The 17,951-nt window shown below is 66.8% G+C and carries 17 protein-coding genes and 1 riboswitch; of the genes, 7 read left to right on the top strand and 10 right to left on the bottom strand.

Annotated elements, in window-relative coordinates:
- Nucleotides 1–48: 48 nt before the first annotated feature.
- The gene (locus tag ACFK0J_RS37795) at nt 49–867 is read right to left on the bottom strand and encodes a MerR family transcriptional regulator (protein ID WP_378734459.1); all 819 of its coding nucleotides are present in this window, start codon (nt 865–867) and stop codon (nt 49–51) included.
- A gap of 131 nt (nt 868–998) precedes the next feature.
- Between ACFK0J_RS37795 and ACFK0J_RS37790 the strand changes: the two genes are divergently transcribed.
- Nucleotides 999–1,865, top strand: coding sequence for a hypothetical protein (locus ACFK0J_RS37790; protein WP_378734458.1), 867 nt, complete (start codon nt 999–1,001; stop codon nt 1,863–1,865).
- A gap of 74 nt (nt 1,866–1,939) precedes the next feature.
- On the opposite strand, the gene thiC is transcribed toward ACFK0J_RS37790, so the two are convergent.
- The 3 genes from thiC to ACFK0J_RS37775 form a co-directional block, all read right to left on the bottom strand.
- Complete coding sequence (gene thiC / locus ACFK0J_RS37785; RefSeq protein WP_378734457.1) at nt 1,940–3,697, bottom strand: phosphomethylpyrimidine synthase ThiC; 1,758 nt, start codon at nt 3,695–3,697, stop codon at nt 1,940–1,942.
- Nucleotides 3,690–3,798, bottom strand: a riboswitch (TPP riboswitch). Its footprint overlaps the gene before it by 8 nt.
- Before the next feature lie 128 nt (nt 3,799–3,926).
- On the bottom strand, nt 3,927–4,409 hold the full coding sequence (locus ACFK0J_RS37780; RefSeq protein ID WP_378734456.1) for a VOC family protein: 483 nt from the start codon (nt 4,407–4,409) through the stop codon (nt 3,927–3,929).
- Nucleotides 4,410–4,545: 136 nt separating this feature from the next.
- Nucleotides 4,546–5,949, bottom strand: coding sequence for a lipase family protein (locus ACFK0J_RS37775; RefSeq protein ID WP_378734455.1), 1,404 nt, complete (start codon nt 5,947–5,949; stop codon nt 4,546–4,548).
- Between the two features lie 96 nt (nt 5,950–6,045).
- On the opposite strand from ACFK0J_RS37775, the gene ACFK0J_RS37770 reads away from it, so the two are divergent.
- Nucleotides 6,046–6,735: a TetR/AcrR family transcriptional regulator gene (locus ACFK0J_RS37770; RefSeq protein ID WP_378734454.1), complete on the top strand. Its 690-nt coding sequence runs from the start codon at nt 6,046–6,048 to the stop codon at nt 6,733–6,735.
- A 110-nt stretch (nt 6,736–6,845) separates the two neighbouring features.
- On the opposite strand, the gene fahA is transcribed toward ACFK0J_RS37770, so the two are convergent.
- The 3 genes from fahA to ACFK0J_RS37755 form a co-directional block, all read right to left on the bottom strand.
- Nucleotides 6,846–8,027, bottom strand: a complete 1,182-nt coding sequence (gene fahA, locus ACFK0J_RS37765; protein WP_378734453.1) for a fumarylacetoacetase — start codon at nt 8,025–8,027, stop codon at nt 6,846–6,848.
- Nucleotides 8,024–9,220, bottom strand: coding sequence for a homogentisate 1,2-dioxygenase (locus tag ACFK0J_RS37760; RefSeq protein WP_378734452.1), 1,197 nt, complete (start codon nt 9,218–9,220; stop codon nt 8,024–8,026). Before ACFK0J_RS37760 ends, fahA begins: the two co-directional genes overlap by 4 nt.
- A gap of 312 nt (nt 9,221–9,532) precedes the next feature.
- Nucleotides 9,533–10,159 carry a TetR/AcrR family transcriptional regulator gene (locus ACFK0J_RS37755; protein WP_378734451.1) on the bottom strand — a complete coding sequence of 209 codons (627 nt, stop codon included), beginning with the start codon at nt 10,157–10,159 and terminating at the stop codon, nt 9,533–9,535.
- Between the two features lie 184 nt (nt 10,160–10,343).
- Here ACFK0J_RS37755 and ACFK0J_RS37750 point away from each other — a divergent pair, with 184 nt between their 5' ends.
- Nucleotides 10,344–12,266: an acyl-CoA dehydrogenase gene (locus ACFK0J_RS37750; protein WP_378734450.1), complete on the top strand. Its 1,923-nt coding sequence runs from the start codon at nt 10,344–10,346 to the stop codon at nt 12,264–12,266.
- An 18-nt stretch (nt 12,267–12,284) separates the two neighbouring features.
- Here ACFK0J_RS37750 and ACFK0J_RS37745 read toward each other — a convergent pair whose 3' ends face one another.
- The 3 genes from ACFK0J_RS37745 to ACFK0J_RS37735 are packed head-to-tail and all read right to left on the bottom strand — an operon-like array spanning nt 12,285 to nt 14,719.
- Nucleotides 12,285–13,100, bottom strand: coding sequence for an exodeoxyribonuclease III (locus ACFK0J_RS37745; protein ID WP_378734449.1), 816 nt, complete (start codon nt 13,098–13,100; stop codon nt 12,285–12,287).
- A gap of 34 nt (nt 13,101–13,134) precedes the next feature.
- Nucleotides 13,135–14,139: a GNAT family N-acetyltransferase gene (locus ACFK0J_RS37740; RefSeq protein WP_378734448.1), complete on the bottom strand. Its 1,005-nt coding sequence runs from the start codon at nt 14,137–14,139 to the stop codon at nt 13,135–13,137.
- Entirely contained in the window at nt 14,129–14,719 is a 591-nt protein-coding gene (locus tag ACFK0J_RS37735) for a peptide deformylase (protein WP_378734447.1), read from the bottom strand. The genes ACFK0J_RS37740 and ACFK0J_RS37735 overlap by 11 nt, the downstream gene beginning before the upstream one ends.
- A gap of 257 nt (nt 14,720–14,976) precedes the next feature.
- Between ACFK0J_RS37735 and ACFK0J_RS37730 the strand changes: the two genes are divergently transcribed.
- The 4 genes from ACFK0J_RS37730 (at nt 14,977) to ACFK0J_RS37715 (ending at nt 17,897) form a co-directional block, all read left to right on the top strand.
- Nucleotides 14,977–15,321: a DUF3263 domain-containing protein gene (locus ACFK0J_RS37730; RefSeq protein ID WP_218472079.1), complete on the top strand. Its 345-nt coding sequence runs from the start codon at nt 14,977–14,979 to the stop codon at nt 15,319–15,321.
- A gap of 19 nt (nt 15,322–15,340) precedes the next feature.
- Entirely contained in the window at nt 15,341–15,919 is a 579-nt protein-coding gene (locus tag ACFK0J_RS37725; protein ID WP_378734446.1) for a LytR C-terminal domain-containing protein, read from the top strand.
- Between the two features lie 129 nt (nt 15,920–16,048).
- A complete protein-coding gene (locus ACFK0J_RS37720) occupies nt 16,049–16,738 on the top strand; it encodes a superoxide dismutase family protein (RefSeq protein ID WP_378734445.1) in 690 nt (229 codons plus the stop codon).
- 13 nt (nt 16,739–16,751) lie between these two features.
- Nucleotides 16,752–17,897: a glutamate--cysteine ligase gene (locus tag ACFK0J_RS37715; RefSeq protein WP_378734444.1), complete on the top strand. Its 1,146-nt coding sequence runs from the start codon at nt 16,752–16,754 to the stop codon at nt 17,895–17,897.
- Nucleotides 17,898–17,951 lie beyond the last annotated feature (54 nt).

Below are 17,951 nucleotides of genomic sequence, written 5' to 3'. Positions count from 1 at the left end.
TGCTCGCGATTCGCGGCAGCCATGTGCCACTCATCGTCGACCCGGGGGCTAGGTCCAGGTGGCTGATTCGGGGGCGATGCCGTTGGTGCGGGCATTGGCTTCGATGATTTCGCGGAGCCAGGTGGTGAGGCCGGGGGATAGAGCGTCGTAGAAGGCGGTGAAGCCAGGGTCGGTGGCGTACATCCGGCCCAGGCAGACGTGCATCGAGTGGGTGCAGTCGAAATAGGCGCTGATCGATGCGCGGTGCCGCTCGGCCAATGCGTTGGCCTGGTCGCTGCCGGGGGTCACTCCGGTGCGATGGGCCGCGGCCAGTTCCGTGTTGAGCGCGTCGACGCTCTCGGCGATGTGTTGCCAATGCTCGGCGGTCCTGCCTGCGGCGCGTTCGGCATACTGCGCCCACTCGGCGGTGTCACCCCACCGTTCGCGTGCTTCGTCGACCCAGGATGGTTGCCAATGCTGACCGAAGATGGCTACCTGTTCCTCGGCAGACAACAGCAGGCCGGACTCCCTCGCTTCGATCAGCCGATCCAACGCGTCGGCCAGCTGTTGTAACTGGTCAACGCGCTCGCGGAGTTGGTCGCGCTGCCGGTGTAATGAGGCGGTCGCATCGGCGGCCGGTGCGTCCAGCAAGGTGCCGATGTCGTTGAGCGGGACGTCCAGTTCGCGGTAGATCAGCACCCGATGGATGCGGGCCAGGTCCGCGGGCGAGTAGAGCCGGTAGCCACCGTTGGTCCGCTCGGACGGCCGAACCAGCCCGATCGCATCCCAATGATGCAGCGCCCGGACCGTGACACCCACCAGCGCCGCCACGGCCCCGACGGTCAGACCGGCGCCTGCCTCGGCGTTATCGATGGCTCGATCGGTCACGCCGTCCAGTCTGTCAGCCGGATCGGGCGAGCCTCCGACAATCTCGCCCCTGATCACTACCCGGGAGGCTCCCAACTCGAACGTATGTTCGATACACTGTTTGTAGTGGAACCGGCGAAGAGCGGGGGATCATGCGCGAGTCGTCGTCAGGCCTGTTGAAATTGCTGGTCAACGAGGTGGCGTTGGGGCACGGGTACGAGTGCGCGGAGTCCGACGGCGAGTTCGTGCTCACCGGCCGGGGATCCCGGCGGATCGTTCTTCCGTTCACTCGATTGGAGCGCCGGGTTGCCCGGGCGCCACGGCAGCTGTGGTCGACGCTGGTCGGGGATCGCTTGGAGATGCAGATCGCCGACCTGGTGGCCGACCATCTCGATACCGCGCGGCTGGCGTCCGTGCGACCGCTGCTGCGGACCCGGCTGTGCTCGGCGCGCACCAAGGGGCTGATCAACGATGTGCGGCGGTTGGTCGCGCCGGGCCTGCTGCAGCGACTGCTCATCGACTTCGGCGACATCATGACTCCGGTGACCTATAGCAACGCGCAAGCCTGGGGCGCAACGGAATCCGACCTGTTCGACATCGCCGAGCACAACACCCGCGCGGCGGGCAGGCTCGACCTGACCGCCGCCGATATCGACGGTATGGACGACGTGGACATCCAAATGCTCTACGGCGCAACGGATTTCGTCACCGCGCACGTGCGCTGGCTGGACGACTACCCGGTGGTCGGCCCGTGGGGCGCGCTGCTGGTCATCCCGGGCCACACCCACCTGCTGATCCACCCGATCACCGGCCCCACCGTCTTCGCCGGGACCAGCCTGCTGGCCCAACTGCTCGTCGCGGGCGAAGCCGAGTCGAGACCGGTCAGCCGCGCGATCTATTGGTGGCGCAACCGAATGACCGTCGACATCGCGGCCACCATCAGCGGCACCGGCGACTGGATGGAAGTCGTACCCGCCGACCACCTCGAGTCACTGCTCGAGATCATGCGCAGGGATTGAAAGGCCGGTTCCCGCACACCGAGGGGATGTGCGGGAACCGGATGCGTTGACCGACAAGCGAACCCGTCGCCGAACTACGAGACGACGGGCAGGTAGACCGCGTTGCCTTTGTCGACGAACTCGGCGGACTTGGCCGCCATCCCGGCCTCGATCGCCTCGACGTCGGTGAGCTGGTTGCGCGCGGCGTACTCGCGGACATCGGCGGAGATGCGCATCGAGCAGAACTTCGGACCGCACATGGAGCAGAAGTGCGCGGTCTTGGCGGGCTCGGCGGGCAGCGTTTCGTCGTGATACTCCCGGGCCGTGTCCGGATCCAGCGACAGCGCGAACTGGTCGCGCCAGCGGAATTCGAACCGCGCCTTGGACAATTCGTCGTCCCGCTGCTGCGCGTGCGGGTGCCCCTTGGCCAGGTCGGCGGCGTGCGCGGCGATCTTGTAGGTGATCACGCCGACCTTGACGTCGTCCCGATTGGGCAGGCCGAGGTGTTCCTTCGGGGTGACGTAGCAGAGCATGGCCGTGCCCGCCTGCGCGATGATCGCGGCGCCGATGGCCGAGGTGATGTGGTCGTAGGCGGGCGCGATGTCGGTGGCGAGCGGGCCCAGGGTGTAGAACGGCGCCTCTTCGCAGAGTTCCTCTTCGAGCCGCACGTTCTCCACGATCTTGTGCATCGGCACGTGACCCGGTCCCTCGATCATCACCTGCACGCCATGGGATTTCGCGATCTTCGTCAGCTCACCGAGGGTGCGCAACTCGGCGAACTGCGCCTCGTCGTTGGCGTCGGCGATGGAGCCGGGACGAAGGCCGTCACCGAGGGAGAAGGTCACGTCGTACTTCGCCAGGATCTCGCACAGTTCCGCGAAGTTGGTGTACAGGAACGATTCCTGATGATGCGCCAAACACCAAGCGGCCATGATGGATCCGCCGCGGGAGACGATGCCGGTGACCCGCTTGGCGGTGAGCGGCACGTAGCGCAGCAGCACGCCCGCGTGCACGGTCATGTAGTCCACGCCCTGCTCGCACTGCTCGATCACGGTGTCGCGGTAGATCTCCCAGGTGAGTTTGGTCGGATCGCCGTTCACCTTCTCCAGTGCCTGATAGATCGGCACGGTGCCGACCGGGACGGGCGAGTTGCGCAGAATCCACTCGCGGGTTTCGTGGATGTTCTTGCCGGTGGACAGGTCCATGATGGTGTCCGCGCCCCAGCGGGTAGCCCACACCATCTTCTCGACCTCCTCGGCGATGGAGGACGAGACGGCCGAGTTGCCGATGTTCGCGTTGATCTTCACCAGGAACTTCTTGCCGATGATGGTCGGCTCCAGTTCCGGATGCTTGTGATTGGCGGGGATCACCGCGCGACCGAGCGCGACCTCGTCCCGCACCATTTCCGGCGACACACCTTCGCGAGCGGCGATGAACCGCATCTCGGGCGTGATGATGCCCTGTCGCGCCCAGGCGAGCTGGGTCGGCGGCCCACCGGCGGGAGCGGCAGGCCCGGAGGCGGCAGCTTGCGTAACCACGGAGGGACCCGCGGACGCCGCATCGAACACAGCCTCGGGCTTGGTCCAGGTATCGCGTAGCTTCGGCAGACCCGCTTCGAGGTCGATGTCCGCGGTGTCGTCGGTGTACGGGCCGGAGGTGTCGTAGACGTCGAAATGCTCGCCGTTCGTCAGATTGACCCGGCGCACCGGAATGCGCAGGCCGTCCACCTCGGTGTAGTGCTTGACACTGCCTTCGATCGGTCCGGTGGTGACGGTGTCGATGACTTCGGAACCGTCTTCGGACCTCGGAGCGGAGCCTGCGGGGCGACCATTGGACGCGGCAACAGTTTCCATTTTCTTTCCTCCCTACGCCGGCATTACCCGGTCAGGTTCATACGGTCGACGGCCCTAGCCGTCCTCTCAGCCCGCTGGTGCGAGCCCCCGTTGGCGGTGTGAAATTTTCCAGCCCGACCCTACCTCCCTACCTCGATCGCCCGCGTCATGATCGGACGAACATCCAAGTCGACACCGCTGACGACAGGTCCGGCGCCGGTAGATCCCACACGCATCGGGATGCGCTACTTCATTTCGTCTTGCCGTTGTACGCGTCTCGCATCTCCTGCAGCACGATCTTCTTCATCCCGTACATCGCCTGCATGGCGCGATTGACGGCCTCCCGATCGTCGCCGGTCACCAGCTCGTTGGCCTCGCTCGGCCAGATCTGCCACGGGACGCCGTATTTGTCGTTCAGCCAGCCGCACTCGATCTCCTTGCCGCCGTCGGCGAGCAACGCCGACCAGAGTCGGTCGACCTCGTCCTGGCTGTCGCAGTTGACCAGCAGTGACATGGCGTGGGTGTAGTGGTAATCGCCGCCGCCGTTGATCGCGGTGAACTTCTGGCCGTTGAGTTCGAAGTCGACGACCATGGGCAGATCGGTCGGCCGCCCGCTCGACTCGTTGAAGTACTGGACGTCGGTGATCTTGGAGTCGGTGAACAGGGAACAGTAGAACTCAGCGGCTTCCTCGGCCTGTGTGTCGTACCAGAGGTTGGTGACAATCTTTTGCATGGCGGTCCTCCCGGCCGGTGTCGGTGCGTTGTCTCTGTACAGACGATGCGGCAGCGTGGAATTCATCGCAGCGGAACGAAAAAACCTGGCCCTCGACCGGAATTTCCGGTCGAGGGCCAGGCATTGGCGGGTGACTCTAGCGCTCGCGCGGGCCGATCGGGAAACCGAGCGCACCGAAGGTGGCGTTCAGGTTGATCTCGATCTGCGTCAGCAGCGCATTGAAGTCGGCCAGCATGGACACCACGTTCTCGGTGCGGCAGCCGACCTGGTCCGGCGCGTTCGGTGCCAGGCGCGATTTCAACCAGTTGAGCGTGTCGGCCATGCCCAGCGAGGGCAGGGTCAGATGCTCGCTGAGATGGTCGCGCTTATAGATGACAGACGCACCGCCCGCACACCACTGCTGACTCAGCCGATCATTGGTCCACACCGGCACCGCTTCGTCGAAGACGCCCTGGTACAGGAAGATCGGCGCGGTGGGGATGTTCCGGCCGAGCACCGTCGACTCGAAGACTTCTTTGATCTCGGGCACCGCGAGGAACTCCGGGATCGAGATGGTCAGCATGCGCCCGTAGTCGACGAACATCTGGGTGAGCGCGTTGCGCGGCAGGCACTGGCGCTCGGTCCGATCCATCAGCGCCCGGCCCTCGGGAGTCAGGTACCGATCGGCCGCCTCCTTGAACTTCGGGAGGGCCTTGCGCAGCGAGGAAATGCCGATGCCGATCAGGGAGGAGAACATCGACCCGTTGACGTGCAGCAACGACACGACATCCGAGGTGGGCGCGCCGAGGGCAATGCCCTTGACGTTCAACTCCGGCGCGTAGGTCGGCTGCATTTCGGCCGCCCAGCCCGAGCCCATGCCGCCACCGGAGTAGCCCCACATCGCGACCGGCGTATTCGCACCGTCCAGGCCGAGCGGCTCGAACCGTTGGGCGGCGCGAATGCCGTCGAGGGTCATGTAGCCGGGCTCCTTGGGCACCGTGAGGTGGCCGTTGACGCCCTCGTAGTCCGGCACCGAGATCGCCCAGCCCTGGCTGATCAGGGCGGCGATCCCGATCAGCTCGCTCTGCGAGTGGATGCCTTCGAGACCGGCCAATCCGGAACCCTGTTGCAGCACGAACGACGGCGAGCAGTCCAAATTGGCACTGTCGTAGTAGAACTGCAGCGAAACCAGCGGCCGGGACCGGTTCGGGTCGGCGAGCGCGGGCAGGATGACGGTGGTGACCGCCGCGGTGGGTTGCTCGTTCAGGTCGGTGGTGCGGTAGAGCAGCTGCCAGGCACGGACGTTGATCGGCAGCACGGTCAGCGCGGCGAGGCGCACCTCGCGGGAGCGGAGAATGGTGCCCGGCTCCGTGGCTTCGAAACCTTCGGTGGGTTGATAGAACGAATCCTGGTGGGGGAGTGGGATTGCGGCGGCCGGCGTGGGAGTGACTACGCCGGTCAGCAGCACAGTGGCCATGGCGACGGCCATCGTCACCAGTATGGCGACCATGCGTACCGATCGGCGGTTGCGGCCGGTCGGATCCCCTTTGATCACTGACACGTATGCGTCCTTCCTCATCATGTGACAGCGATTACAACACGAGTTCCAGTTATCAACAAGAAGTCTTTCTGAATGCCGTCGGGCTATGGTCGAAGGATGACCCGCAGCAAATCCGCCGCGCGGCCTGCCGAGGGTCCGGCTCGCCGCCGGATTCGTGGACTCGACGCCGAACAGCGCAGCGCACAGCGGCGCAACCAACTGCTCGACGCCGCCACCGAACTGTTTGCCGAGCACAGCTATTCGGCAACATCGATCGAGCAGATCTGCCAGCGCGCCTATGTCGGAACCAAGGGGTTCTACGACCATTTCGACAGCAAGGAAGCGTGCTACCTCGCGCTGCTGGAACAGCTCACCGCGCAGATCCAGCAACGGGTGATCGCCGGTGCGGTCGCGGTCGCCGAACTGGACTGGCCGGAACGCGCCGCCGCCGTGGTGGAGGCGTTCGTGCACGCCATCGCCGACGACCCGCGCCTGGCCAAGGTGACTTTCGGTGAGGCGGGCGGTATTTCGCCGACGGTGGAGCGGATGCGGCGCAGCAACCGGCGCTGGGCGGCGGCCTTCCTGGACCGGCAGTGGGCGGGCGAACCCGACAGCGATGCGGGCGTCCAGCGCGGCAGGCTCGCGTTGGCGCTGGCCACCATCGGCGGCATGTTCGAACTGGTCGCGGACTGGTTACATCATCACGACGACGGCGGCGCTCCGGACGCGGTCGACACGCTCATCGGGGACCTGAACCACTTCCTGTCCGTGGTCCATGCGGGCCGGAAAGTTGTTGCTGGGCAATAGATTGCGAAACGACGCGAGTCGGGCCGGTGGTTTCGGCCCGACTCGCGCCGTTTTCGGTTACGGGGTTTGCTCGGCTATTCGCCGAACGCCGCTGCCCGCGGAGCCGACGGTTACCCGCGCGGACGCGCCGGTCGAATCCGTCCCCTGACCTCGCCGAGGCCGATGCGTCGCACGTCGGGTCCCGGTGCGGACGCGGTGATCACCACCTCGTCGCCGTCTTCCAGGAAGGTGCGCTGCTGGCCGTTCACCACGACGGGTTCGCTACCGCCCCAGGAGAGTTCGATGAACGACCCGCGCTGGTCGGGTTCCGGGCCGGAGATGGTGCCGGAGGCGTACAGGTCGCCGGTGCGGGTGGCCGCCCCGTTCGCGGTGAGGTGGGCGAGCATCTGCGCGGGTGACCAATACATCCGGGAGAAGGGCGGATGCGAGACCGCTTCGCCGTTCCAGGCGACCGTCAGATCGATATCGAGACCCCACGGCTCCTTGTCCTGGAGGTAGGGCAGCGGCTCCGGGGATTGCTCCGGCGTCGGTATCCGGGCGGGTTCCAGCGCCGCCAGCGGGGTGACCCAGGGCGAGATCGACGTCGCGAACGACTTGCCGAGGAAGGGGCCGAGCGGCTGGTACTCCCATGCCTGGATGTCGCGCGCTGACCAGTCGTTGACCAGGGTGACGCCGAATACCCGCTCGGCGAACTCACCGGTCTCGACGGGATCGCCGAGTTCGGAACCGACGCCGACCAGGAAGCCGAGCTCGGCCTCGATATCCAGTCGCCGCGAGGGGCCGAAATCCGGTGTGCCAGAATCGGTCCGACGCTGCCCGCAGGGCCGGACCACCTCGGTGCCGGACACCACCACGGTGCCCGCCCGGCCGTGGTACCCGACCGGCAGGTGCCGCCAATTCGGCAGCAGCGGTTCGCTGTCGGGCCGGAACAGGCGACCCAGGTTCGTCGCGTGGTCGATGCTGGCGTAGAAGTCGACGTAGTCGCCGATCGACACCGGTAGCGCCAGCCGTACGTCGGTCAGCGCATGTACCGCGGCACTGTCGATCTCGTTGTCGACCAGCTCGCGTACGCGTTCGCGCACCTCGCGCCAGCGCTGCGGGCCCTGTGCCATGAGCGCGGCCAAGCTCGGCTCGCCGAACTCCGGATCGCCCAGTGCCGCAGCGAGATCGATGACGGAATCGCCCAGCCGCGTGCCGACCCGGTAGTGCTGCCCCTCGGGTGCGAAGACGCCGTAGGGCAGGTTGTCCGGGCCGAACAGGGAATCGTTCGGTACCTCGACGCGAGTCTTCACGCGGGCCCCCGTCCGGACCAGGTCCACGCGTAGGCCGGGTCCTCGCAGGCGAGTGCCCCCTCGCCGAGTTCCAGCGGCCGGAAGGTGTCGACCATGACGGCGAGCTCGTCGAAGAAGTCGAGCCCGATGCTGCGCTCGTAGGCGCCGGGCTGCGGGCCGTGCGCGTATCCGCCCGGGTGCACCGACACCGAGCCCTGCGCGATCCCGGATCCCTTGCGCGCCTCGTAGTTTCCGCCGCAATAGAACATGATCTCGTCGGAGTCCACATTGGAGTGGTAGTACGGCACCGGAATCGACAACGGGTGGTAGTCGACCTTGCGCGGCACGAAATTGCACACCACGAAGTTGATCCCCTCGAAGGCCTGATGGACGGGCGGCGGCTGGTGGATGCGGCCGGTGATCGGCTCGAAGTCACTGATATTGAAGGTGGTCGGGTACAGACAGCCGTCCCAGCCGACCACGTCGAACGGATGCGTGGCGTATACCAGCCGAGTGCCGACGATCTGGCCGCCGGGCCGGTGCTTGACGAGCACCTCCACGTCGGTGCCGGTCGCGGTCAGCGTCTCGGCCGGGCCGTGCAGGTCGCGCTCGCAGTAGGGCGCGTGCTCGAGCAGCTGACCGAACTTCGACAGGTAACGCTTCGGCGGTGTGATGTGGCTGGACGCTTCGATCACATACGCGCGCAACGGTTCCGGCCCCGAGGGTAGCCAGCGGTGGGTGGTCGCGCGCGGGATGAGCACCTGGTCGCCTTGCCGGGCGGGCAGCGGCCCGAACACCGTTTCGACCACGGCGGCACCGGATTCCACGTAGACCAGCTCGTCGCCGATCGCATTCCGGTACAGCGGTGACGCACCTTTGGCGACGACATAGGAGATCCGCACATCGGCGTTGCCGAGCAGCAACCGCCGCCCGGTCACCGCGTCGGTACTGGCGGGCGTGTCATCGGGGAACAGCTCGTGCAGCCGCAGATGCCGATGGCGCAGTGGATGATTCGGGGTAGTGGTCTGATCGGGCAGTTCCCATACCGTCGAATCGACGATCGCGGGCGGCAGCCCGCGGTGGTACAGCAGTGAGGAATCCCCGGAAAAGCCCTCCTCGCCCATCAGCTCCTCGTAGTAGAGCTGTCCTTGCTCGTCCCGATGTTGCGTATGCCGTTTCGGCGGCACCGCTCCTACTTGTCGATAGAACGCCATGACCGCACCTCCTGCCTGGCTTGTGGCCTGGTTCAACTGCCCACCATCGTAGTGACGACAGCAAGACCACTGTGGCGGAATCCAGCCCAGTCAGTGCGAATTCTGCTGGAACATCCCCCCATCCCACAGCATTCCGCCTAGCTATTCGCCGCGTAACTGACGATCTGCCGAAACAGGACCACTGATCTCGAAAGCACATGGGTAACTCGCCGGGCACCAGCTAACCCACCCACCTCCCCACCGCCGGTCGCCGACGCTACGGCCGCGCTCCTTGAGTCCGGCCTGAATACCCGGAGAGGCGGAACAGCACAGTCAAGCGTGGCGGAGGGCGCGGAAGACCGCGGCGCCGACGAAGGCGCCGAGCTCCTGCGGCGTCCATTCGCCGGTGTCCGCGAGCAGGGTGCGTACCGCGCCTTCGCCCGCCGAAACCCACTGCTCGACCAGCACCGGCAGCTTGCGATCCGCGTCCTCGGTGCCCCAGGCGCGCAGCGTGGGGCGCAGCAGGGTGGTGCAACGTTCGACGGCGAGCGCGCGGCCGCGCCCGAACGAATCCGCAACGGCCGGATCGGGATTGCCGTAGAGCAGGCGCCACGCGTCGGGCCGGACGGCGGCCTTCTCCAGCAGGGCGCGGAAGCCTTCGACGAACACGGTCTCGTCCGCGTCCACGTTCCGGCGCTGGATCACTTCGAGCAGACCGTCGATCAAATAGCCCTCCTCCCGCTGGATGAGGGCCTCGATCAGTTCGACGCGATCGGCGAAGCAGGCGTAGACCACCGGACGGGTCACGTTCATGCGCTCGGCGACCGCGGCCATGGTGATCGCCGCGACGCCGTGCTCCACGGCGATGGCCAGCGCGGTGTCGAGCACCTGCGGGCGACGGCGTTCCGGGCCGAGGTGCGGCGCTCGCTGCCGCGGTCGCACGGCCGAATCGCTACCCATGGGCACCAACATAGCAGCGGCGGTTGCCAGGTTCTTGCTGGTCCCGCGCTTGAAGATCGACTTCCTACACTGACGAAGGGTAATGCTACGGTCATGCATGAAGTCGGCTGGATGGTGCCGACCGACCTTGTCGCGCGACCTGCACGCAGGCGCCCGGCGCGACGCGACGGCCGAGGAGTAAGCGATGACCGAAACCCTGTTCAACCCGAAGACCTGCGATTTCGCCGAATTCGACGCGGAGACCCGCCGCCTGCTGCGCGCGACCATCGAGTGGTTCGAAGCGCGCGGCAAGGCGGTGCTCAAGCAGGAAGATCGGGATCGGGTCTGGTACGCCGAGTTCCTCGATTTCGTGAAGCGCGAGGGCCTCTTCGCGACCTTCCTCACACCGGCGGCCGAGTCGAACGGCGATCCGAACAAGCGCTGGGACACCGCGCGGATCGCGATGCTGAGCAAGATCCTCGGCTTCTACTCGATGCAGTACTGGTACGTCTGGCAGGTCAGCATCCTCGGCCTCGGCCCGATCTGGCAGAGCGACAACGCGGCGGCCAAACGGCGGGCCGCCGCCCTGCTCGATTCGGGTGAGATCTTCGCCTTCGGCCTGTCCGAGAAGGAGCACGGCGCCGACGTCTACTCGACCGACATGATGGTGCAGCCCCAGCCCGGCGGCGGCTACCGTGCCACCGGCAGCAAGCACTACATCGGCAACGGCAACCAGGCCGCGCTGGTCTCGGTGTTCGGGCGGCGGTCCGACAAGCCGATCATCGATAGCGCCAAGGCGCTGGAAGGCAAACCGACACAGCAGGATTACGAGGGCTACCTGTTCTTCCTCGCGGACAGCAAGCACGAGAACTACCGGCTGCGCGGCAATGTCGTGGACAGTCAGATGTATGTGGCCGCCTTCGACCTCGACGGTTATCCGGTCGCCGAGGAGGACATCCTGCACCGCGGCGAGGCGGCCTTCCACGCGGCGATGAACACCGTCAACGTCGGCAAGTTCAACCTCGGCTTCGGTGCCGTCGGCGCCTGCGAACACGCCTACTACGAGGCGATCACGCACGCCGAGAATCGAATCCTGTTCGGCCACCGGGTCACCGAGTTCCCGCAGGTGCAGGCGCTGATGACGGACTCGTACGCGCGGCTGATGGCGATGAAGCTCTACAGCGAGCGCGCCATCGACTACCTGCGCTCCGCCGCACCGGAGGACCGGCGCTACCTACTGTTCAACGCGATCGAGAAGATGACCGTCACCCGGCAGGGGCAGCGCATCATCGAGGATCTCGCGGACGTGATCGCCGCCCGCGGCTTCGAGAAGGACATGTACTTCCCGATGGCGATGCTCGGGCTGTTCGGCCTGCCTCGGCTCGAAGGCACGGTGCACGTGAACATGGCGCTGTCGCTGAAGTTCATGGCCAACTACATGTTCCATCCCGCCGACGCGGGGTTGGCCGCACTGCGCTTCCTGCCCGGCGCGGGTTCCGCGCCGAAGGCGACGGTACGCGCGGTCTCCGGTGCGCTGAGCTGGTCGAGCCGCAAGCTGGCACCGCGCGCCGGTGCCGCGGTGCCGAAGCTGCGCGCCGAATTCGCCGGTGCCGCATACGCTCCGGTGCCGACCCGGCGGGACGCGGCCGACGACGAGTTCCTGTTCCGGCAGGGCCCGAGCAGCGGCCTGGGCCGCATCCGGTTCAGCGACTGGCGCCCGGTCTTCGAAAAGTTCACCCAAGTACCGAATGTCGCGGTATTCCTGGAACAGGCGCTGGCCTTTCAAACTCTGCTCGCCGCCGCGGCACCGACCGCGACCCAGCAGCGCGACGTGGACTTCTTGTTCGCGCTCGGCGAGCTCTTCACCGCGATCCCCTACGCCCAGCTCATTCTGGAACAGTCGGAAATCGAGGGCACCGACCCGGCTCTGCTCGACCAGATCTTCGACATCTTCGTTCGCGAGTTCGCCGAGCACGCCCTCACCCTGCACGCCAAGCCCGCCGCCACCGAGCCCCAGCAACACCGAGCCCTCGACCTCATCCGTCGCCCGATCGCCGACCGCGACCGCTTCGAACAGGTGCTGTCCCAGGCCAGGTCCCTGGCCGGGACCTACGAGATGAACCCGTAACGCACGGGCTCCTCGCCGCTAGTCGGTGAATTCGGCGATTACCGGGGCGTGGTCGCTGGCGCCCTTGCCTTTTCGTTCCTCGCGATCGACGAGGGCGTCGGTGGCGGTGGCGGCGAGGGCCGGGGAGGCGAGGATGAAATCGATGCGCATGCCCTCTTTGCGGGGGAAGCGGAGTTGGGTGTAGTCCCAGTAGGTGTAGACGCCCGGGCCGGGGGCGTAGGGGCGCATGACGTCGGCGAAGCCGGTGTCGACGATGGCTTGGAAGGCGTCGCGCTCCGGTTGCGAGGTATGGGTTTTGTTGGCGAAGAATTCCGGCGACCAGACGTCGTCGTCGGTGGGGGCGATGTTCCAGTCGCCGACCAGGGCGATCTTCGCTTGCGGGTCTTCGGCCAGCCAGCGGGCGCCGTTGTCGCGCAGGGCGGCAAGCCATTCCAGCTTGTAGGCGTAGTGCGGGTCGTACCGGGAACGCCCGTTGGGGACGTACAGGCTCCACACGCGGACACCGCCGCAGGTCGCGCCGAGCGCGCGTGACTCGACCACCGGCGCGCTGATCAACGACTCACCGGCTTCCTTGTCGAAGCCGGGCTGGTCGGGAAAGGCGGGCTCGACATCGGTCAGGCCGACCCGGGACACGATGGCCACGCCGTTCCACTGGTTGATGCCGAGATGGGCGACCTCGTAGCCGAGTTCGTCGAAGCACTCGAACGGGAACTGGTCGTCCCGGCACTTGGTCTCCTGGAGGGCCAGCACGTCGATGTCCTGGCGGTCCAGAAACTCCGCGACGCGGTCGAGCCGGGAGCGGATCGAATTGACATTCCAGGTGGCGAGGCGCACAGGTGCCTTCCTTGGGTATAGGTCTGAGTCCGTTCTACCGCAGGTCGGCAGAACCGGCGAGCGCGGCCGGAGCCGCATATCGATACATGTGATGTTCCACGAAACCGAGCTCCCGATACAGCGCGAGAGCCCCGCTGTTCCCGGCCTCGACCTGGAGATAGGCATGGGTCGCACCGCGGCCGTGGCCCCAGCGGATCAGCTCGGCGCACACCAGGGAACCGAGCCCCTTCCTGCGGTGCTCCGCGCCCACCGCCACGCAGGTGAGACCGACCCAGCGGCGCCCGTCCGGCGCGGTGGTGACCGCGCCACGGCCGATCGCTATCGGCCGCGGCACACCGAGCGAGGCGAACCCGAGCTCACCGTCGCGCACGGCGGTCAGCACCTCGACGTCCGGCTCCGGGGCCGAAAGCCGCTGCGCGGCAGGCGCTTCGCCCTCGAAGCGGTTCATCTCCAGCCAGGCGTCGTCCGGCGTGGCGGCCACGCGCACCATCGAAGGTCCCTGTGGGAGCACAAAATTCTCGATATCGATGGCCATCGTGACGGTCTCCCGCCAGCTGTTCCAGCCCGGCGGGATGGGCGCGAGCCGGTCGGGCAGCGCGAGCAGCAGCGGCAAGCCGTGTGCCGTGTACCACTCGCCGATCCGGTGGATCGCTTCCGGCGTCACCAACGCCGGTCCGTCGGAACTGCCGAGCGGCACAGCGGAATTCGCGCGGCCGGTGAATCCGCGCCCGGCGCGCACCAGCCACCCGTCGATCCAGGTGTGCTCGATGCCGGGCCAGGCATCCGCCGCCGCGGCCTCCAGCGCCCTGATCTCGCGAGTCCGAATCGGCCTCGGACCCAACGCTTTCAGCGCGACCACCCGATCCGAGGTCACCGAAACGACCTGCCCGTCGGCGTCGCGCACGGTCGGCGGATCGAGCGAGATCAGTTCGCCGATCACATCGGTGAGTGGCTGTGGATAACCCGCGGGCAGCCGATAGCGCAGTACCACGCGACGACCGAGCGGAATCTCCGGGAACGGGGCTCCGTCAGTCGTCATGACCGAACGGATCCGCCACGGTGCCCGGGATCCAGCTGAGTCCCGGTGTGCCCCAACCGTTGCGCTTGATCGCCTTCTTCGCTGCGCGGGCGTTGCGCCCGATCAGCACGTCCACATAGAGGAAGCCGTCCAGGTGTCCGACCTCGTGCTGCAGCATCCGCGCGAAGAAGTCCTTGCCCTCGATCTCCACCGGTTTGCCGTGCTCGTCGGTGCCGGTGACTCGCGCCCACTCGGCCCGACCGGTCGGGTACTGCTCGCCGGGCACCGAGAGGCAGCCCTCTTCGTCCTCGTCCGGATGCGGCATGGTCTCCGGAATAGCCGAGGTCTCCAGCACCGGGTTGATCACCGCGCCGCGGCGCCGGGTCGCCGTGCCGTCGGGGGCGATATCGGGGCAGTCGTAGACGAACAGCCGCAGCGGCACTCCTACCTGGTTGGCCGCCAGGCCGACCCCGTGGGCGGCATCCAGCGTCTCGTACATGTCGGAGATGAGCTCGGCCAGTTCCTCCGGTGATTGGGTGACCCGTTCGGTCGGGTTGTGCAGAACCGGGTCGCCGACGATCACGATCGGGAGGATAGCCATGCGCACAATTATTGCCGCGCCGCCCGTTCGCCGACTGTGCGGGGGCGGCAACCTTCCCGCGACCCGCGTACCTCCGCATTCGCTCCGGCCATGCGCGGTCTGACGACGGACTTCGTCCGGCCGCGCCTGTTCTGCCTACTGGCAGGTAGCAAACACGCCGCGCCGTACCCCCCGGCTATCCCACGGTCTCGTGGTTGAATGATCCGCGACGTACAAGCACCATTTTTCGTCTGGTGGTAACTCGGCGAGGGAGCAAGATGGACGGCGCAGCGGCACGGAATCTTTCCGCGATCCAGGGCGACCCTTCCGCGAGCGGCGATGTCACGGCAGCGGAATCGACCGGCGACGGTGACGGTCTGAGCCGTCGCGAACACGACATCCTGGCCTTCGAGCGCCAGTGGTGGAAGTACGCGGGGGCCAAGGAAGAAGCCATCCGTGAGCTGTTCGGCATGTCGCCGACCCGGTACTACCAGGTGCTGAACGCCGTGGTGGACCGGCAGGAGGCGCTCGCCGCCGACCCGATGCTCGTCAAACGGTTGCGCAGGCTGCGGGCGAGCAGGCAAAAAGCCAGAGCCGCGCGACGGCTCGGTTTCCAGGTATGACCGGACTAGGCTCGAGTAGGTGAGCTACCCGAATCCCACCTCCGGTGGGCCGCCATTGCGAGCGTTGGCGATGGTGTTGATCGCACTGGCCATCGTGTTCGGTGGACTGGGCGCGATGTCGCTGTCGAAGTCCGATGCAGACAGCTCAGGAAACGGACCCTCCGCGTCGACGACCCCCGCCCCGCAGGCGCCGGCGAGTACCCCGATCGCGAAGCCGACCAGCCCGGCGCAGGCCCCGGCCACCACCCCGGCCCCGCCGTCGTCGACGACCACGCCACCGACCACCACCCCCCCGCCGAGCACTACCGCAGCCGCGGCGGCCAAGTCGGTCCCGGTGCGCGTGCTGAACAACAGCTTGATCGTCGGCCTGGCCGCGAAGACCGCGAACCAGCTCACCGCCGAAGGCTGGAATGTCATCGAGACCGGAAACTATCCAGGCGCCAATATCCCGAAAACGACCGCGTACTACGGCAATTCGCCGGGCGACCGAGAGGCCGCGACCGCTATCGCCCAGGAACTGGGGATCGCCGCGGAATCGAAGTCGAGTGGACTCGGCGAGTCCTCGCCAGGTGTGACCGTCATAGTGACGGGTAACTGACAACTGGCGACCTGCCGCTGAACGGGCCTGTCACGGTGCGACACGGCAGGCGTGGCATCATCTTGTCCGGTAACGAACGTGTCCACCCAGCTTTACTCGTAAACTCGGTACTCGTAAAGGAGTTCCCCGATGGCCCCGTCCACAACTCGTCGCCCGTCCTGGCGGACTGTGACCCCGGTGCTCGCGGTCGCGGTCCTCGGCCTCGCAGGCTGCACCAATAGCCAGGAGTCGAGTGACGTCAAGGGAACGACCCCGCCGGTGTGGACTGGCTCCGCCGCCCCGCCCGCGAGCGACGGGCACGGCAAAGAAACAGGTACCGCCGAGGCGAACCCGGGTGTGAAGGTCGACCTGAAGGATGCCTCGGGCGTCTCGGTCGGCACCGCCAACTTCGTCAAGGACGGCAACCATCTGCAGGTCACGGTGGAGGCGCACGGCCTGCGCCCCGGCTTCCACGGCCTGCACGTGCACCAGCTCGGTAAGTGTGAGGCCAACTCGGTCGCGCCGACCGGCGGCCCGTCCGGTGACTTCCTCTCGGCCGGTGGCCATCTGCAGGTCGGCAGCGCCAATACCCACCCTGCCAGCGGCGATCTGACCTCGCTTCAGGTCCGCTCGGACGGTGCCGCCAAGCTGGTCACCACCACCGATTCGGTGACACTCGACGAGCTGAAGAACAAGGCGCTGATCATCCACGCCGATGCCGACAACTTCGGCAACATCCCGAACCGATATGTCCGCGCCGACGGCGTTGCCGGCCCGGACGATACGACGCTAGCGACAGGCGACGCGGGCGGCCGCGTCGCCTGCGGTGTGATCCAGTAGCGCAGGAGCCGAGATGGCCGGGGCAGGCAGAGAACACGTTCCCTTCCATGGTTCGCCCCGGCCCACCATAGGCATCGAGTGGGAGATCGCACTTGTCGACAAAGTAAGCCGCGATCTGTCGAATACCGCTGCGGCCGTGTTCGATTCGGTCGGTGACCTGCGGGCGCACGACGGCACCCCGCAGGTGACCAAGGAACTGCTGCGCAACACCGTCGAGATCGTCACCGGGGTGCACGATACCGTCGGCGAGGCGGTCGACGACCTGCGCGGCACGATGGACACCGTCCGGCGCGCCGCCGATCCGCTCGGCGTCGACTTGTTCTGTGCCGGAACGCATCCGTTCGCCCAGTGGTCGGCGCAGCAGCTGACCCGCTCGGAGCATTACGACGAGCTGATCGAGCGCACCCAGTGGTGGGGCCGCCAGATGATGATCTGGGGCGTGCACGTGCACGTCGGAGTTTCCCACCGCGACAAGGTCTTTCCGATCCTGAACTCGCTGCTGCTGTCGTATCCGCATCTGCTGTCACTGTCCGCGTCCTCGCCGATGTGGGCGGGCTCCGACACCGGCTACGCCAGCAACCGGACGCTGATGTTCCAGCAGTTGCCCACCGCCGGTCTGCCGTTCCAGTTCGAAAACTGGCGCCAGTTCGAGCATTTCGTGCACGACCAGCTCAAAACCGGGGTGTTCGAACAGCTCGGCGGGATGCACTGGGACATCCGGCCCGCGCCGAAGTGGGGCACCATCGAGGTGCGGGTGTGCGACGGGGTGTCGACCCGCGCCGAGCTGGCGGCGATGGCCGCACTGATCCACTGCCTGATCGTCGACCTGGACCGCAGGCTCGACGAGGGCGAGACGCTGCCGACCTTGCCGCCCTGGCACGTGCAGGAGAACAAGTGGCGGGCCGCGCGTTACGGGCTCGACGCGATCATCATCGTGGACGACGACAGCAATGAGCGGCTGGTCACCGACGACGTGACCGACCTGCTGAACCGGCTGGAGCCGACCGCGAAACGGCTGGGCTGCGCGGACGAGCTGGCGTTCGTCGCGGAGATTCCGGAGCGAGGTGCGTCATATCAGCGGCAGCGCAAAGTCGCCGCCGCCGCGCAGGGTGACCTGATCGCGGTGGTAGACGCGCTGGTCAAGGAGCTCGACCAGTAAGTCTTACGGCGGGATCGGTCGCCAGCTGTTCAGTCGGCCGGTGGGATGGCGTTC

Origin of the sequence: Nocardia brasiliensis, from assembly GCF_042691675.1 — a bacterium.
In the GTDB taxonomy this organism is placed as follows: Bacteria; Actinomycetota; Actinomycetes; order Mycobacteriales; family Mycobacteriaceae; genus Nocardia; species Nocardia brasiliensis_D.
The sequence above is the reverse complement of the archived record's forward strand: the minus strand, read 5'-3'. Positions and strand labels throughout refer to the sequence as shown.

What these genes read in the sequence shown, in the direction of transcription:
- ACFK0J_RS37720 (WP_378734445.1), top strand. Translation starts at nt 16,049, where the DNA reads ATGGCCCCGTCCACAACTCGTCGCCCGTCCTGGCGGACTGTGACCCCG.
- ACFK0J_RS37750 (WP_378734450.1), top strand. Translation starts at nt 10,344, where the DNA reads ATGACCGAAACCCTGTTCAACCCGAAGACCTGCGATTTCGCCGAATTC.
- ACFK0J_RS37740 (WP_378734448.1), bottom strand. Translation starts at nt 14,139, where the DNA reads ATGACGACTGACGGAGCCCCGTTCCCGGAGATTCCGCTCGGTCGTCGC.
- thiC (WP_378734457.1), bottom strand. Translation starts at nt 3,697, where the DNA reads ATGGAAACTGTTGCCGCGTCCAATGGTCGCCCCGCAGGCTCCGCTCCG.
- ACFK0J_RS37770 (WP_378734454.1), top strand. Translation starts at nt 6,046, where the DNA reads ATGACCCGCAGCAAATCCGCCGCGCGGCCTGCCGAGGGTCCGGCTCGC.
- ACFK0J_RS37790 (WP_378734458.1), top strand. Translation starts at nt 999, where the DNA reads ATGCGCGAGTCGTCGTCAGGCCTGTTGAAATTGCTGGTCAACGAGGTG.
- ACFK0J_RS37760 (WP_378734452.1), bottom strand. Translation starts at nt 9,220, where the DNA reads ATGGCGTTCTATCGACAAGTAGGAGCGGTGCCGCCGAAACGGCATACG.
- ACFK0J_RS37735 (WP_378734447.1), bottom strand. Translation starts at nt 14,719, where the DNA reads ATGGCTATCCTCCCGATCGTGATCGTCGGCGACCCGGTTCTGCACAAC.
- ACFK0J_RS37755 (WP_378734451.1), bottom strand. Translation starts at nt 10,159, where the DNA reads ATGGGTAGCGATTCGGCCGTGCGACCGCGGCAGCGAGCGCCGCACCTC.
- ACFK0J_RS37730 (WP_218472079.1), top strand. Translation starts at nt 14,977, where the DNA reads ATGGACGGCGCAGCGGCACGGAATCTTTCCGCGATCCAGGGCGACCCT.
- ACFK0J_RS37780 (WP_378734456.1), bottom strand. Translation starts at nt 4,409, where the DNA reads ATGCAAAAGATTGTCACCAACCTCTGGTACGACACACAGGCCGAGGAA.
- ACFK0J_RS37715 (WP_378734444.1), top strand. Translation starts at nt 16,752, where the DNA reads ATGGCCGGGGCAGGCAGAGAACACGTTCCCTTCCATGGTTCGCCCCGG.